Raw genomic sequence first — 15,439 nt, 5'->3', positions numbered from 1 at the left:
AACTCTAGGGTTACTTTTGTTAAGCCGAAGCAAGGAGGCGGTTGGTGCAGAGCAGGTTATTGATCGAGGAGCTGGAGGAGGCAGGCTGGACGCTGGACCGGATAACCGGCAGCCACCACATCTTCACGCACCGCTACAACCCATACACGATTCCCGTCCCTCATCCGAAAAAGGATTTGCCGGTCGGAACGGTCAAGAGCATCAGGAGGCGTGCCGGGTTGTACAACCCGCCAGCCAGTTACAGAGGAGATCCGTAATGCAATACCCAATCTGCATCGAATGGGGTGACGAGAACACCGCCATCGGGATTCAGATCCCCGATATTCCCGGCGCAGTAACGGCCGGGGATACGTTTGAGGATGCCTACAACGCGGCCGTCGAGATTGCCCACATCATGCTGCAGGAGATCGCGGCTGATGGCGCCTCGATCCCGATGCCGACTTCGGCGGCCGCCCATCGCAACAATCCGGAATTTGCCGACATGGGTTGGGGCATGCTGGAACTGGATATTTCGCCGTACATGGGCAAGACCGAAAAGGTCAATGTGACGTTGCCCGGCTATGTCATCCAGCGGATCGACCGCTACGTGCGTGAGCACAATGTCAAAAGCCGCTCTTCCTTTCTGGCGGATGCCGCCATGGAAAAACTGGTCCGGCATTGAGCATCAAGCACTGTCGGATCAGCGATCCGGCAGTGCTTTTCAGATTTCTAGGCCGTTGCCAGAACAGGTTTCTGCGAAGCACTCAAAAAACGCACCAGCGCCAGCAGCGGGAATGCGCTGCCAACAATCACGATCCACAACCAGCCGCCATGTTCGTACACCGCACTCGCCACCGACGAGCCGAAGGCGCCGCCGACGAAGATGCTGGTCATGTACAGCGCGTTGAGGCGGCCGCGGCTTTTTGCGTCGAGGGAGTAGACCGCGCGCTGGCCGAGCACCATGTTCATCTGTACGCAGAAGTCGAGCACCACACCGGTCACGGCCAGGCCGATCACGCTATAGGCCGGGTGGATGAAGGCGGGCAGGAAGCTCAGGCTGGCGAACAGCATGGCCAGCAACGAGGCGATGCGGGTGTGGCCGGCATCGGCCAGGCGTCCGCTGATCGGCGCGGCAATGGCACCGATCGCGCCGACCAGAGCGAAGATCGCGATTTCACTCTGGGACAGGCCATGGTTGCGCGCCAGTTCCAGCGGCACGGCGGTCCAGAACAGGCTGAACGTGGCGAACATGCAGGCCTGGTAAAACGCCCGCTGACGCAGCACCGGTTGTTTGCGCAGCAGCGTCCACAACGAACCCAGCAACTGGCCGTAGGACGCGCTGTGATCCGGTTGGCGCTTGGGCACGGTCAGCGCCAATACCACGCTGATCGCTGCCATCAAGGCTGCGGCGATCATGAACATCGCCCGCCAGCCGAGATGGTCGGCGACCACGCTCGACACCGGACGCGCCAGCAGAATCCCCAGCAGCAGACCGCCCATGATCCCGCCGACCACCCGGCCACGGGATTCCTCCGGCGCCAGATGCGCTGCCAGTGGAATCAGAACCTGCACCGACACCGAGCTGAAACCCACCAGCAACGAAATCAGCAGGAACATATTCGGTTGATCGGTAAACGCCGCACCCAGTAGGCTGGCAATCGCCACCACGGTGGTGATGATCATCAAGCGACGGTTTTCCAGCAGGTCCGCCAGCGGCACCAGGAAGAACAGGCCCAGCGCATAGCCGATCTGGGTCAGCGACACGATGAAGCTGGCCATGGTGTCGGTCAGGCCGATGTCCGGCGCGATCAGGCCGATGATCGGCTGGGCGTAGTAGATGTTGGCAACGATGGCGCCGCAGCAGAAAGCGAACAGCAGCACCATGCCTCGGGTCATTGCGTGAGTTGTGGCGGTCATAGGGTTTCTCGATCCAGCGAAAAGGAATGCGGTGAGGCTAAGGGACGGGCCGAGCCGGCAGTAGAGGCTTCTGATCGATATCAGTTATTCCGTTGCGGAACAGGTGGCGCCGAACATTCCATTGTTCATCGGCGAACCTTGCGTCCGACCGTTGAGCGACGATGATACATTCACTTACATCTTGTTCGATAGCGTGCTTATGTTGTGACCGGGTTTCCGCGTTCATCAACGGAGGATTGCGATGTTTCGTCAGTTGCTTCGCCACACCACAACGATTGCCCTGATCAGTCTGCTCGGCGCCACTGCCGCACAGGCCGCCGAAGCGCCCGGCATGCGCATGGGCGTGCGCGGCGAGATCACCGGGGTCAGTCCCGACTCGCTCAAGGTTCACGTCAACAGCGGTGAAAACGTGGTGGTCCAGTTGACCCCGGACACCAAGGTCCGCGCGGTCACCCTGGCCAATATCGAAGACATCAAGCCCGGCAGCTACATTGGCTCGGCCGCCATTCCCCAAGAGGATGGCACGCTCAAGGCGCTGGAGGTTCACGTGTTCCCGCCGGAGCTGGCCGGCAGCGGCGATGGCCATCGGCCGTTCGACCTGACCAAAGGCAGCAGCATGACCAATGGCAGCGTCGGCGATCTGGTGGTGAGCAACGGCCGGGTGCTGACCGTCAACTACAAGGGCGGCCAGCAAAAGATCCTGGTGCCCGAGGACGTGCCGATCGTCAACCTGACGCCGGGCGATCGCAGCCTGCTCAAGGTCGGGGTGAAGATCGTGACCTTCGTGACCCAGAGCGCGGACGGCACGCTGACCGCGCAATCGATCTCGGCGGGCAAGGATGGCGTGAAGCCGCCCATGTAGCCGCCCACAAAAAAGGCGACCTCTGCAGGTCGCCTTTTTCATGTCAGCTCAAGCCTTATTGGCCGTTGTAGATCTGGTCGAAGACTCCGCCATCGTTGAAGTGGGTCTTCTGCACGGTGCGCCAGTCGCCGAAGGTCTTCTCGACCGACAGGAAGTCGACTTTCGGGAAGCGATCGGTGTACTTGGCCAGTACCGCCGGGTCACGTGGACGCAGGTAGTTGGCGGCCGCGATTTCCTGACCTTCCGGCGACCACAGGAACTTCAGGTATTCCTCGGCAGCGGCGCGGGAGCCTTTCTTCTCGACCACTTTGTCGACCACCGACACCGGCGGCTCGGCTTCGGCGGAGACGCTTGGGTAGATGACTTCGAACTGGTCGCGGCCGAACTCGCGGGCGATCATTTCGGCTTCGTTTTCGAAGGTCACCAGCACGTCACCGATCTGGTTGGTCATGAACGTGGTGGTCGCGGCGCGGCCACCGGTGTCCAGCACCGGTGCCTGCTTGAACAGCTTGCCGACGAAGTCTTTCGCCTTATTCTCGTCACCGCCGTTTTTCAGCACGTAGCCCCAGGCGGACAGGTAGGTGTAGCGGCCGTTGCCCGAGGTTTTCGGGTTCGGCACGATCACTTGCACGCCGTCCTTGAGCAGGTCCGGCCAGTCTTTCAGGGCTTTCGGGTTGCCCTTGCGCACGATGAACACGGTGGCCGAGGTGAACGGCGCGCTGTTGTTCGGCAGACGGGTGACCCAGTCCTTCGGCACCAGTTGGCCGTTATCGGCGAGGGCGTTGATGTCGGTGGCCATGTTCATGGTGATGACGTCAGCCGGCAGGCCATCGATCACGGAGCGAGCCTGTTTGCTCGAACCGCCGAAGGACATCTGTACGGTGATGTTTTCGTTGTGTTCGGCCTGCCAGTGTTTCTGGAACGCAGTGTTGTAGTCCTTGTAGAAATCGCGCATCACGTCGTAGGAAACGTTAAGCAGGGTCGGTGCGGCCTGAGCCACGCTGCCGAAGGCAAGACCTGCGGCGAGAAGTGAGGCGCCAAAGAGTTTTTTCACTGCGCATTCCTTGTTCTGTAGGGGTGTTTTTTTACAAAGATGAGGCCATTTGCCAGCGACTATAGCGGGGCACGCATAGTCGTTTAAAGATTAAAAAGAACTTTGCTTATTCCATTTTATTGAACAACGCATTGCCGCAACGGGAGCAGAACGACGCTTCGTGTTCATGGCTGCTTTTCTTGCACACGGGGCAGTCGTGTTGCAGCTGACCGCCGCGCATGGCCGTGGCCAGTTCAGCGGTGAAAATCCCGGTCGGCACGGCGATGATCGAGTAACCGGTGATCATCACCAGCGACGAAATCACCTGGCCCAGCACGGTCCTCGGCACGATGTCGCCGTAACCCACGGTGGTCAGGGTCACGATAGCCCAATAGATGCCTTTGGGAATGCTGGTGAAGCCGTGTTCCGGGCCTTCGACCACGTACATCAGGGTGCCGAACACCGTGACCAGGGTGCAGACGCTGAGCAGGAACACGAGGATTTTCTGCTTGCTGCCGCGCAGGGCGTCGAGCAGGTAATGCGCCTGTTTCAAGTACGGCCCGAGCTTGAGTACCCGGAAGATCCGTAGCATCCGGATCACCCGGATGATCAGCAGGTACTGGGCATCGCTGTAATACAGCGCGAGGATGCCGGGCACGATCGCCAGCAAGTCCACCAGCCCGTAGAAACTGAAGGCGTAGCGCAGCGGCTTGGGCGAGCAGTACAGGCGCAGCAGATACTCGCCGAGGAAGATGACCGTGAAGCCCCATTCGATGTACGCCAGCACATTGGCGTAGTTCTGGTGGACTTCATCGATGCTGTCGAGGATCACGGTCACCAGGCTGGCGAAGATGATCAGCAGCAGGGTCTTGTCGAAACGGCGGCCGGCCACCGTGTCGGTCTGGAAAATGATCACGTACAGGCGATCACGCCACGTGTTGTTGCCGTTCATGCACATTGCTCTGGCGGTAAATCAGCGCAGCCTAGGTTGATTCTCCCCGTGAGCGCAAGGCGCGCCGTTGATCTGCGGTTGCTGCATCAGGCGAATGCCGGTGCGCAGCAGCCAGCAGGCGAGAATGAACGGTGCGGTGAGGGTCGCCAGCCCCAGGGCACTGAACAGCGGCGTCAGCAGCAGCGCCAGGCCGATGCCGAACAGCGGCAGCCACGGTTGCTGGCGCTGCGCGCTGAAGGCGAGGGCGGCGAGCACGGCGTTGTAACCCCCCAGACCCAGCAGCGCGACCTGGCTGTCGTGGTGCAACAGGCTGGAACCCAGACCAATCACCGAAGCCAGCAGCGCCCAGGCAAAAGCCCGGCGATCGGCGATCAGCAAACCGGCGGCGATCAATCCACCGGCCAACGGATGGTCGAGGAACATCACCTGACCGAAGCTTTTCAGCGCGGCACCGAGCAGGTTCACGGTATTCAGTTCAAGCGCCGGAGCCGGCGTCGAAGGCTCGGCGAAACACAGGAACAACCAGCTCAGCAATACGAACGGCGCAGTGTAGGCGGGCAGATACTCGGTGAGGCGTGCGCGTTTGAGCCACTGCTGCGTGATCATCGCGCTCAGCCCACCGGCCGCCAGAATCAGCGGCGGCAGCATCGGCGACCAAGGGAAATACAGGCTCAGCAACAGGCCGACCAGCACGCCGTTGTAGCTGAACAGTCCGGCCTGGCGATCCGCCTTGGCGTAGTTGCGCCGTTGCGCGGTGAGCAACCCGGCGACCGCGCCAAGCAGCGCGCCGGCGAACAGCACCGGCGCGGTGAATAAAATGGCCAGAAGGCACAGAAGTCCACACAGCGGATGGCGCTGGAGGAAGATTTGACTGAAACCGTTGAGCAAAGCCTCGGCCCAGTCAGGGCAGTGGGTGTTGAAATGATTGGCAGGCATGGCAGGTCATTCGGTACTGATCGTTCCCACGTCGAGGCGTCGAACCGTCTGCGTGGGAATGCCTCAAAGGACGCTCTGCGTCTGCTCTTGGGACGCAGAGCGTCCCGGGCCGCATTCCCACGCGGAGCGTGGGAACGATCTTGGTCAGTGGTTAAATCAATGTTTCGATCCGCAGCGAATTAGTCGACCCAGGCTGCCCGAACGGCACACCCGCGGTGATCAGCAACGTATCGCCACGCTCGGCCATTCCTTGAGCCTGAGCGATTTCCAGCGCGGTCGAGCACACTTCATCCACCTGACGCAGGCGATCATTGACCACCGAATGAATGCCCCACGCCACGCTCAAGCGGCGCGCGGTCTGCAGGTTCGGCGTCAGGTTGAGGATCGGCGCTTTCGGCCGTTCCCGTGCCGCACGCAGACTCGATGCACCGGACTCGCTGTAGTTGACCAGCACCGCCACCGGCAGCACGTTGCTGATGCGGCGAATCGCGCAGCTGATCGCATCGGACACGGTCGCTTCGGCTTTCGGTCGGCTGACGTCGAGTTGGGTCTGGTAGTCCGGGCCGTTTTCGACCTGACGGATGATCTTGCTCATCATCTGCACGGCTTCCAGCGGGTACTCGCCGGACGCGGTTTCTGCCGACAGCATCACCGCATCGGCGCCTTCGGCCACGGCGTTGGCAACGTCGGTGACTTCGGCGCGGGTCGGCGCCGGGGAGAAACGCATCGACTCGAGCATCTGCGTCGCCACCACCACCGGTTTGCCGAGCTGGCGGCAGGTGGTGATGATGTTTTTCTGGATCTGCGGCACGCTCTCGGCCGGCACTTCCACGCCAAGGTCGCCGCGGGCAACCATGATTGCGTCGCTCAGTTCGGCGATCTCGCGCAGTTGCTCGACGGCCGACGGCTTCTCGATTTTCGCCATCAGGAATGCCTTGTCGCCGATCAGCGCGCGTGCCTCGATGATGTCTTGCGGACGCTGCACAAACGACAGCGCGACCCAGTCCACACCCAGCTCCAGACCGAAGCTCAGGTCGCGACGATCCTTGGTGGTCAGCGGGCTCAGGTCGAGCACCGCTTGCGGCACGTTCACGCCTTTGCGATCCGACAGTTCACCGCCATTGAGCACGGTGGTGTCGATCGCGTCGGAGTATTTGGTGACGACCCGCAGACGCAGTTTGCCGTCGTCGAGTAGCAGGTCCATCCCGGCTTCCAGCGCCGCGATGATCTCCGGGTGCGGCAGGTTCACCCGGCGTTCGTCGCCCGGTGTGGCGTCCAGGTCGAGGCGGAACGCCTGACCGCGATGCAGTTGCACCTTACCGTCAGCGAACTTGCCGACCCGCAGTTTCGGCCCTTGCAGGTCCATCAGGATCCCGAGCGGATAGTTGAGCTGGCGCTCGACTTCGCGGATCCACTGATAGCGCTTGGCGTGGTCGGCGTGATCGCCGTGGCTGAAGTTGAGGCGGAAGATGTTGACCCCGGCCTCGACCAGCTCGCGGATGTCTTCGATGCCGTCGACGGCAGGCCCGAGGGTGGCGAGGATTTTGACCTTTTTATCAGGCGTCATGATTTAGAGCTCTCGAGGATCAGGATGGCGCGGAAGTCGTTGACGTTGGTGCGGGTCGGTTCGGTGACGATCAGCGCATTGAGCGCCTCGAAGTAGCCGTAACCGTTGTTGTTATCCAGCTCGTCGCTGGCGCTCAGGCCCAGGGCGGCGGCGCGGGCGTAGCTGTCCGGAGTCATGATCGCGCCGGCGTTGTCTTCCGAGCCGTCGATGCCGTCGGTGTCACCGGCCAGCGCATAGACGCCGGGCTGGCCCTTGAGGCTGTCGGTGAGGCTGAGAAGGAATTCGGCGTTGCGTCCGCCACGGCCATTGCCGCGCACGGTCACCGTGGTTTCGCCTCCGGAGAGAATCACGCACGGCGCCGCCAGTGGCTGGCCGTGATGGATGATCTGGCGCGCGATGCCGGCGTGGACTTTCGCCACTTCGCGGGATTCGCCTTCCAGGTCGCCGAGGATCAGCGTGCTGAAACCGGCCTGACGGCATTTCACTGCCGCGGCATCCAGCGATTGCTGAGGGCGGGCGATCAGCTGGAAGTGACTGCGGGCCAGGCTCGGATCGCCGGGTTTGACTGTTTCCGATTCCGGGCTTTGCAGCCAGCTGCGCACGGAGGCCGGAATCTCGATGCCGTAGCGCTTGATGATCGCCAGCGCTTCGGCGCTGGTGCTCGGGTCGGCCACGGTCGGGCCGGAGGCGATGACCGTGGCGAGGTCGCCCGGTACATCGGAAATCGCGTAGGTATAAACAGTCGCCGGCCAGCAGGCCTTGCCCAGCCGTCCGCCCTTGATCGCCGAGAGGTGCTTGCGCACGCAGTTCATCTCGCCGATGGTCGCGCCGGATTTGAGCAGGGCTTTGTTGATCGACTGTTTGTCGGCCAGGGTGATGCCTTCGGCCGGCAGCGCCAGCAGGGCAGAACCGCCACCGGACAACAGGAAAATCACGCGGTCGTCTTCGGTCAGGTTGCTGACCAGATCCAGCACGCGTTTGGCCACGGCCAGACCGGCTGCGTCCGGCACCGGGTGCGCGGCTTCGACCACTTCGATTTTTTCGCACGGGGCGCCGTGACCGTAACGGGTCACCACAAGGCCCGAGACTTCACCTTCCCAGCAGCGCTCGACCACTTGCGCCATGGCAGCGGCAGCCTTGCCGGCGCCGATGACGATCACGCGACCTGTGCGATCGGCCGGCAGATGAGCTTCGAGGACCTGGTTCGGATGGGCCGCGTCGATGGCTGTGGCAAACAGCTCGCGCAGCAGTTGTTGCGGATCGACCGACATGGCGGGCTCCCGGAATTCTTGTTATTCGAAAGGGCGATACAGGTCCTGTGGGAGCGAGCTTGCTCGCGAAAGCGGTAGGTCAGTCAATGTCCATGTCGACTGACAGACCCTCTTCGCGAGCAAGCTCGCTCCCACAGGTTTCAAGCGGTGCAGCAGGGGCTTACTTCTTGTCGCGAATCGAGAAGTTGGCCATGTGTTCCAGGCCCTTGATCAGCGCCGAGTGGTCCCAGTTGCTGCCACCGATGGCCGCGCAGGTGCTGAACACTTGCTGGGCGTTGGCGGTGTTCGGCAGGTTGATGTTCAGCTCCTTGGCGCCTTGCAGGGCCAGGTTCAGGTCCTTCTGGTGCAGGCTGATGCGGAAGCCCGGATCGAAGGTGCCCTTGATCATGCGCTCGCCGTGCACTTCGAGGATCTTCGAGGAGGCGAAACCGCCCATCAGCGCTTCACGCACCTTGGCTGGATCGGCACCGTTTTTCGAAGCGAACAGCAGGGCTTCGGCCACGGCCTGAATGTTCAGGGCAACGATGATCTGGTTCGCCACCTTGGCGGTCTGACCGTCGCCATTGCCACCAACCAGGGTGATGTTCTTGCCCATGGCCTGGAACAACGGCAGTGCGCGTTCGAAGGCATCGGCGTCGCCACCGACCATGATGCTCAGGGTCGCAGCCTTGGCACCGACTTCACCACCGGACACCGGAGCGTCGAGGTATTGCGCGCCTTTCTCGTTGATCTTCGCGGCGAAAGCCTTGGTGGCGGTCGGCGAGATTGAGCTCATGTCGATCACGACTTTGCCTTTGCCGATGCCGGCAGCGACGCCGTCGGCGCGGAACAGCACGTCATCGACCTGCGGGGTATCCGGCACCATGACGATGATGAATTCGGCTTCCTGGGCCACTTCGCGTGGGTTGGCCAGAGCGACGGCGCCAGCGGCGACCAGGTCGGCAGGGGCGGCATCGTGGTGCGCCGACAGGAACAGGCTGTGACCGGCTTTCTGCAGGTTCGCCGCCATTGGGTGGCCCATGATGCCGGTGCCGATGAATCCGATTTTAGCCATGAGAAAATCCTCTTGTTTTTGTATTGCTCAAGCAAATAAGGGGCTTTTGTGGGAGCGAACCTGCTCGCGATTCAGGCGCTGCGCTACATCAGTTGTACCGAGGTGATTTCATCGCGAGCAGGCTCGCTCCCACAGGGTTTTGCATTGTTCTTAAATCGCGTTATGGCTCTTCAGCCAGCCGAGGCCCGCTTCAGTGGTGGTCAGCGGTTTGTACTCGCAGCCGACCCAGCCCTGATAACCGATGCGATCGAGGTGTTCGAACAGGAAGCGGTAGTTGATCTCGCCAGTGCCCGGCTCGTTGCGGCCCGGGTTGTCGGCCAACTGCACATGGTTGATCTCGCTCAGGTGCGATTGCAGGGTGCGGGCCAGATCGCCTTCCATGATTTGCATGTGATAGATGTCGTATTGCAGGAACAGATTGGCGCTGCCGACCTGCTCGCGAATCGACAGGGCCTGCGCCGTGTTGTTCAGGTAGAAGCCCGGGATGTCGCGGGTGTTGATCGCTTCCATCACCAGTTTGATGCCGGCGGCTTGCAGCTTGTCGGCGGCGTATTTGAGGTTGGCGACGAAGGTCTTTTCAACGGTAGCGTCGTCCACGCCCTGCGGGCGGATGCCGGCCAGGCAGTTGACCTGGGTGTTGCCCAGCACCTGTGCGTAAGCGATGGCCAGATCGACCCCGGCGCGGAACTCTTCGACCCGGTCCGGCAGGCACGCGATACCGCGCTCGCCCTTGGCCCAGTCACCGGCCGGCAGGTTGAACAGCACTTGGGTCAGACCGTTGGCGTCGAGTCTGGCCTTGATTTCGGCGGAGCTGAAATCATACGGGAACAGGTACTCGACACCGCTGAAGCCAGCCTTGGCGGCGGCGTCGAAACGGGCAAGGAAATCCTGTTCGGTGAACAGCATGGACAGGTTGGCTGCGAAACGCGGCATGGTGGTCTCCCGTAAATCTTGTGAGGTTCCCCTTGTGGGAGCGGTCAGCAGTTAATCGAGCAGCGAAATCGCGGTAGGCGCATCGTTGCCGACCAGCGCCAGGTCTTCGAATTCGTTGACGGCGTTGATCTCGGTCCCCATGGAGATGTTGGTCACACGCTCCAGAATGATCTCGACAATCACCGGCACCTTGAACTCTTCGATCAGCTGTTCGGCCTTGCGCAGCGCAGGGGCGATGTCAGCCGGTTCGAATACACGCAGCGCTTTACAGCCAAGGCCTTCGGCGACTGCGACGTGGTCGACACCATAACCGTTGAGTTCCGGCGCGTTCAGGTTATCGAAGGACAGCTGCACGCAGTAGTCCATATCGAACCCGCGCTGGGCCTGACGGATCAGCCCCAGGTACGAGTTGTTCACCACGACGTGGATGTACGGCAGTTTGAACTGAGCGCCGACCGCCAGTTCTTCGATCATGAACTGGAAGTCATAGTCCCCCGACAGGGCCACGACTTTACGGTTCGGATCGGCCTTCACCACGCCCAGCGCTGCCGGAATGGTCCAGCCCAACGGGCCGGCCTGACCACAGTTGATCCAGTGACGCGGCTTGTAGACGTGCAGGAACTGCGCGCCGGCAATCTGCGACAGACCAATGGTGCTGACGTAGCAGGTGTCCTTGCCGAACACCTGGTTCATTTCTTCGTAGACGCGCTGCGGCTTGACCGGCACGTTGTCGAAGTGGGTCTTGCGTTGCAGGCTGGACTTGCGCTGCTGGCAGTCTTGCAGCCATGCGCTGCGGTTTTTCAACTTGCCGGCGGCTTGCCATTCACGGGCGACTTCGATGAACACGGTCAGCGCGGCAGCGGCGTCGGACACGATGCCCAGGTCCGGGGTGAACACGCGGCCGATCTGGGTCGGTTCGATGTCGACGTGAATGAACTTGCGGCCTTCGGTGTAAACGTCGACCGAGCCGGTGTGACGGTTGGCCCAGCGGTTGCCGACGCCCAGTACCACATCGGATTTGAGCAGGGTGGCGTTGCCGTAGCGGTGCGAAGTCTGCAGACCGACCATGCCCACCATCAGCGGGTGATCGTCCGGGATGGTGCCCCAGCCCATCAGGGTCGGGATGACTGGAATACCTGTCAGCTCGGCGAACTCGACCAGCAGCTCGCTGGCGTCAGCGTTGATGATGCCGCCACCGGCGACCAGCAACGGACGTTCGGCCTGGTCCAGCATCGCCAGGGCTTTTTCGACTTGCACGCGGGTCGCGCTCGGCTTGGCCAGCGGCAGTGGCTGGTAGGCGTCGATGTCGAATTCGATTTCAGCCATCTGCACGTCGAACGGCAGGTCAATCAGCACCGGGCCCGGACGGCCGGAACGCATTTCATAGAAGGCTTTCTGGAAGGCGTAAGGCACCTGGCCCGGCTCCAGAACGGTGGTCGCCCACTTGGTCACCGGCTTGACGATGCTGGTGATGTCGACGGCCTGGAAGTCTTCCTTGTGCATACGGGCGCGGGGTGCCTGGCCGGTGATGCAGAGGATCGGGATCGAATCCGCGGAGGCGCTGTACAGACCGGTGACCATGTCGGTACCGGCCGGGCCGGAAGTGCCGATGCACACGCCGATGTTGCCGGCCTTGGTGCGGGTGTAGCCCTCGGCCATGTGCGAGGCGCCTTCAACGTGGCGAGCGAGGACGTGATCGATGCCACCGACTTTCTGCAGGGCGGAGTACAGCGGGTTGATTGCAGCGCCTGGAATGCCAAAAGCGGTATCAACCCCTTCACGGCGCATCACCAGAACGGCGGCTTCGATTGCTCTCATTTTGCTCATGGTTTTGTGCCTCTTTACGTTTTGTAATTGTATACAAGTGGCTTTGCGCAGAGTGTATTCACGGCGGACGGCGCAGGTCAATCCATTTTCTCAAGCGCCTGTTTCATTCGTCGGAAGCCAATTCTGCTGTGGCTTTTCGTCGCATGAGGCGCTTTTCGGCGATTATTGTATACAAAAAAATAATTCATTGTGTTCTATTTGTTGCATCGGGCTGCGGCACTTGCGCGCAGTCCAACGACTTTCCCAATAACAAAATGAGGACGGCACCATGAGCGCTTTAACCTTGAAAGTCGCAGTCAAGTTGGTCAACGAAGCCATCAGCGCAGGGCGGGCCATCTCCGCCGCGCCGCTGACCATCGCGGTACTGGATACCGGCGGCCATCTGGTCACCTTGCAACGCGAAGACGGCGCCAGCCTGCTGCGCCCGAACATCGCCATCGGCAAAGCTTGGGGCGCCATCGCCCTGGGCAAGGGCTCACGCCTGCTGGCGCTGGACGCGCAACAACGCCCGGCGTTCATCGCCGCGCTCAACAGCATGGGGCAGGGCAGTGTCGTGCCGGCACCGGGCGGTGTGCTGATTCGTGATCAGGCGGGCAACGTGCTGGGTGCGATCGGCATCAGCGGCGATCTGTCGGACATTGATGAGCAGGTGGCAATCAAGGCCGTAGAGGCCCTGGACCTGCGGGCAGATGCGGGGGTGGCTGCGTGATTTGCGGCGTTTGAACTGACGCCATCGCTGACTGGCTCGCTCCCCATTGATTCGAAGTGTCGGGCACAAAATGTCTAACACTGCGAGCCCGCTGTGGGAGCGAGCTTGCTCGCGAAGGCGATTCAACAGACACATCCTGCCAAAGTCATCCGCAGTCTAATTCTGTTCGCGGATCTAACCTTTCAAATCTTCTATTGAAAGGGCAACGGAATGCCAAAATCATCAGCCTCACATCGACTGCGCTTGGGGCGTTATGACGAACCCAATCGCATTTATCTGCTGACTGCCAATACGTTGAGACGTGCTCCTTTTTTCAGGGACTACATGTTGGGTAGATTGGTCGCAGATCAGTTTCAAAGTGCTCAGGAGCAAGGCTTGGTTGATTCATTGGCCTGGGTGGTCATGCCTGATCACTTGCACTGGTTGATCAATCTGAAGCAGGGATCGCTCCGTGAGCTGATGCAGAAAACCAAATCCTTGAGTGCGCGGGCTGTGAATCTAAGCGCCGGGAGAAGCGGAAGTATTTGGCAGCCGGGGTTTCATGATCATGCGCTGCGTCGGGACGAGGATTTGGTGAAAATGGCCCGGTATGTGGTGGCCAACCCGTTGTGGGATGCGGTCTGGGCCTGTCGGTAAGAATGAGTCGCCCCGTTCGCGAGCAAGCTCACTCCCACAGAAGATTTGTGAACGCCACAGATCCAGTGTGGGAGCGAGCTTGCTCGCGAACGGGGCACCGCAGTCTTTCAGTCCGGCTCGCAGCCCTTGAGCACCAACCGGATGATGGTTTGTGCTGCCGCTTCATAGTCGGCTTCGTCGAGCTTGTCCTTGCCGGTGACGGCGGAGATCTGCCAGTCGAAGTCGGCGTAGGTCTGGGTCGCGGCCCAGATGCTGAACATCAGGTGGTTGGGGTCGATCGGGGCGATCTGGCCGCGGTCGATCCAGGTCTGGATGCAGTCGATATTGTGCTTGGCCTGACCGTTGAGCTGCTCGACCAGGTCGGCGCTCAGGTGCGGGGCGCCGTGCATGATTTCGCTGGCGAACACCTTGGAGGCGAAGGGCAGGTCGCGGGAGATGCGGATCTTCGAGCGGATGTAGCCGCTCAGCACTTCGCTCGGTACGCCGTCCGGGTTGAACGGGGTCGAGGCCTGCAGGATCGGCACGATGATACTTTCCAGCACCTCGCGGTAGAGGTTTTCCTTGGACTTAAAGTAGTAATAGACGTTGGGCTTGGGCAGTCCTGCCTTGGCGGCAATGTCGCTGGTTTTGGTCGCAGCGAAGCCCTTGTCGGCAAACTCTTCACTGGCTGCACGCAGGATCAGTTCTTTGTTGCGCTCGCGGATTGTGCTCATAAACCCGGTGGTTCCTTGCCTGTTCTGGCGGTTGCGCATGGTAGCACCGGCCTCGCGCGGCGCTCAACAATGCCCCGTGTGGCCTGCAGTCGCGGTATGCTGCGCGGCATTACTCACATAAGGAAACAAGATTCATGGCAGGAAGCAGTTTGCTGGTGCTGATCGACGACATCGCCACCGTTCTGGACGACGTTGCGTTGATGACCAAAATGGCTGCCAAGAAGACCGCCGGCGTGCTCGGCGACGACTTGGCGCTCAATGCCCAGCAGGTCTCCGGCGTACGCGCGGAGCGGGAAATTCCCGTCGTCTGGGCGGTGGCCAAGGGTTCTTTCGTCAATAAGCTGATCCTGGTGCCGTCGGCGCTGGCGATCAGTGCGTTCGTGCCATGGCTGGTGACGCCGCTCTTGATGGTCGGTGGCGCCTACCTGTGTTTCGAAGGTTTCGAAAAACTCGCGCACAAGTTCCTGCACAGCAAGGCCGAAGATGAAGCCGAGCACGCCCAGTTGGTTGAAGCGGTGGCTGATCCGGCAACCGATCTGGTGGCGTACGAGAAGGACAAGATCAAGGGCGCGATCCGCACCGACTTCATCCTTTCTGCGGAAATCATCGCCATCACCCTCGGCACCGTGGCCGATGCTTCGCTGACCCAGCAAGTGATCGTGATGTCGGGCATCGCCATTGTCATGACCGTGGGCGTTTACGGCCTGGTGGCCGGTATCGTCAAACTCGATGACCTCGGCCTGTGGCTGACCCAGAAGCCCGGCGCTGCGGCGAAACGTATCGGCAACGGCATCCTGCGTGCGGCGCCGTACATGATGAAAGGCCTGTCGGTGATAGGCACCGCAGCGATGTTCCTGGTCGGTGGCGGGATCCTGACCCACGGCATGCCGGTGGTGCATCACTGGATCGAAAGCGTCGGCGCAGCGGCCGGTGGCGCCGGGTTTGTGGTGCCGATGCTGTTGAACGGCGTGGCGGGGATCATCGCGGGTGCGGTGGTGCTGGCGGGCGTGTCCGTGATCGGCAAAGTCTGGAAATCGCTGAAGGGTTGAA

At 61.3% G+C, this 15,439-nt stretch carries 16 protein-coding genes; 6 read left to right on the top strand and 10 right to left on the bottom strand.

Features of this window, described 5'->3' with window-relative positions; genetic code table 11:
- The first annotated feature begins 44 nt into the window (after positions 1–44).
- Entirely contained in the window at positions 45–257 is a 213-nt protein-coding gene (locus CAF63_RS00485; RefSeq protein ID WP_085682967.1) for a type II toxin-antitoxin system HicA family toxin, read from the top strand.
- Positions 257–661: a type II toxin-antitoxin system HicB family antitoxin gene (locus tag CAF63_RS00480; protein WP_085682966.1), complete on the top strand. Its 405-nt coding sequence runs from the start codon at positions 257–259 to the stop codon at positions 659–661. The genes CAF63_RS00485 and CAF63_RS00480 overlap by 1 nt, the downstream gene beginning before the upstream one ends.
- 47 nt (positions 662–708) lie before the next feature.
- On the opposite strand, the gene CAF63_RS00475 is transcribed toward CAF63_RS00480, so the two are convergent.
- Positions 709–1,896 (bottom strand): MFS transporter, encoded by a 1,188-nt coding sequence (locus CAF63_RS00475; RefSeq protein ID WP_085682965.1) that lies wholly within the window; start codon positions 1,894–1,896, stop codon positions 709–711.
- 241 nt (positions 1,897–2,137) lie between these two features.
- Here CAF63_RS00475 and CAF63_RS00470 point away from each other — a divergent pair, with 241 nt between their 5' ends.
- A complete protein-coding gene (locus CAF63_RS00470; RefSeq protein WP_085682964.1) occupies positions 2,138–2,758 on the top strand; it encodes a DUF5666 domain-containing protein in 621 nt (206 codons plus the stop codon).
- 55 nt (positions 2,759–2,813) lie between these two features.
- On the opposite strand, the gene CAF63_RS00465 is transcribed toward CAF63_RS00470, so the two are convergent.
- The 8 genes from CAF63_RS00465 to gcl form a co-directional block, all read right to left on the bottom strand.
- Positions 2,814–3,812 (bottom strand): sulfate ABC transporter substrate-binding protein, encoded by a 999-nt coding sequence (locus CAF63_RS00465; RefSeq protein WP_085682963.1) that lies wholly within the window; start codon positions 3,810–3,812, stop codon positions 2,814–2,816.
- A gap of 106 nt (positions 3,813–3,918) precedes the next feature.
- Positions 3,919–4,743, bottom strand: a complete 825-nt coding sequence (locus tag CAF63_RS00460) for an ion transporter (RefSeq protein WP_085682962.1) — start codon at positions 4,741–4,743, stop codon at positions 3,919–3,921.
- Positions 4,744–4,764: 21 nt separating this feature from the next.
- Positions 4,765–5,679 carry an urea transporter gene (locus tag CAF63_RS00455; RefSeq protein WP_085682961.1) on the bottom strand — a complete coding sequence of 305 codons (915 nt, stop codon included), beginning with the start codon at positions 5,677–5,679 and terminating at the stop codon, positions 4,765–4,767.
- A 151-nt stretch (positions 5,680–5,830) separates the two neighbouring features.
- Positions 5,831–7,246, bottom strand: coding sequence for a pyruvate kinase (pyk, locus tag CAF63_RS00445; RefSeq protein WP_085682960.1), 1,416 nt, complete (start codon positions 7,244–7,246; stop codon positions 5,831–5,833).
- Positions 7,243–8,517: a glycerate kinase gene (locus CAF63_RS00440; RefSeq protein ID WP_085682959.1), complete on the bottom strand. Its 1,275-nt coding sequence runs from the start codon at positions 8,515–8,517 to the stop codon at positions 7,243–7,245. The genes pyk and CAF63_RS00440 overlap by 4 nt, the downstream gene beginning before the upstream one ends.
- Positions 8,518–8,677: 160 nt before the next feature.
- Positions 8,678–9,571, bottom strand: coding sequence for a 2-hydroxy-3-oxopropionate reductase (locus CAF63_RS00435; protein WP_064594449.1), 894 nt, complete (start codon positions 9,569–9,571; stop codon positions 8,678–8,680).
- Positions 9,572–9,721: 150 nt separating this feature from the next.
- Positions 9,722–10,504, bottom strand: coding sequence for a hydroxypyruvate isomerase (gene hyi, locus CAF63_RS00430; RefSeq protein ID WP_085682958.1), 783 nt, complete (start codon positions 10,502–10,504; stop codon positions 9,722–9,724).
- 51 nt (positions 10,505–10,555) lie between these two features.
- Positions 10,556–12,331, bottom strand: a complete 1,776-nt coding sequence (gene gcl, locus CAF63_RS00425; protein WP_085682957.1) for a glyoxylate carboligase — start codon at positions 12,329–12,331, stop codon at positions 10,556–10,558.
- A gap of 268 nt (positions 12,332–12,599) precedes the next feature.
- Between gcl and CAF63_RS00420 the strand changes: the two genes are divergently transcribed.
- Together CAF63_RS00420 and CAF63_RS00415 are read left to right on the top strand one after the other, a co-directional pair.
- Positions 12,600–13,040, top strand: a complete 441-nt coding sequence (locus CAF63_RS00420; RefSeq protein WP_007959289.1) for a heme-binding protein — start codon at positions 12,600–12,602, stop codon at positions 13,038–13,040.
- A gap of 210 nt (positions 13,041–13,250) precedes the next feature.
- Positions 13,251–13,676 carry a transposase gene (locus tag CAF63_RS00415; RefSeq protein ID WP_085682956.1) on the top strand — a complete coding sequence of 142 codons (426 nt, stop codon included), beginning with the start codon at positions 13,251–13,253 and terminating at the stop codon, positions 13,674–13,676.
- 107 nt (positions 13,677–13,783) lie between these two features.
- Here CAF63_RS00415 and CAF63_RS00410 read toward each other — a convergent pair whose 3' ends face one another.
- On the bottom strand, positions 13,784–14,389 hold the full coding sequence (locus tag CAF63_RS00410) for a TetR/AcrR family transcriptional regulator (RefSeq protein ID WP_007959290.1): 606 nt from the start codon (positions 14,387–14,389) through the stop codon (positions 13,784–13,786).
- Between the two features lie 134 nt (positions 14,390–14,523).
- On the opposite strand from CAF63_RS00410, the gene CAF63_RS00405 reads away from it, so the two are divergent.
- Positions 14,524–15,438 (top strand): DUF808 domain-containing protein, encoded by a 915-nt coding sequence (locus tag CAF63_RS00405; protein ID WP_085682955.1) that lies wholly within the window; start codon positions 14,524–14,526, stop codon positions 15,436–15,438.
- Position 15,439: the final 1 nt, after the last annotated feature.

Origin of the sequence: Pseudomonas sp. B20(2017) (assembly GCF_002113125.1) — a bacterium.
Taxonomy (GTDB): Bacteria; Pseudomonadota; Gammaproteobacteria; order Pseudomonadales; family Pseudomonadaceae; genus Aquipseudomonas.
Note: the sequence above shows the minus strand (reverse complement) of the source record. Positions and strands in the feature narration are given on the sequence as shown.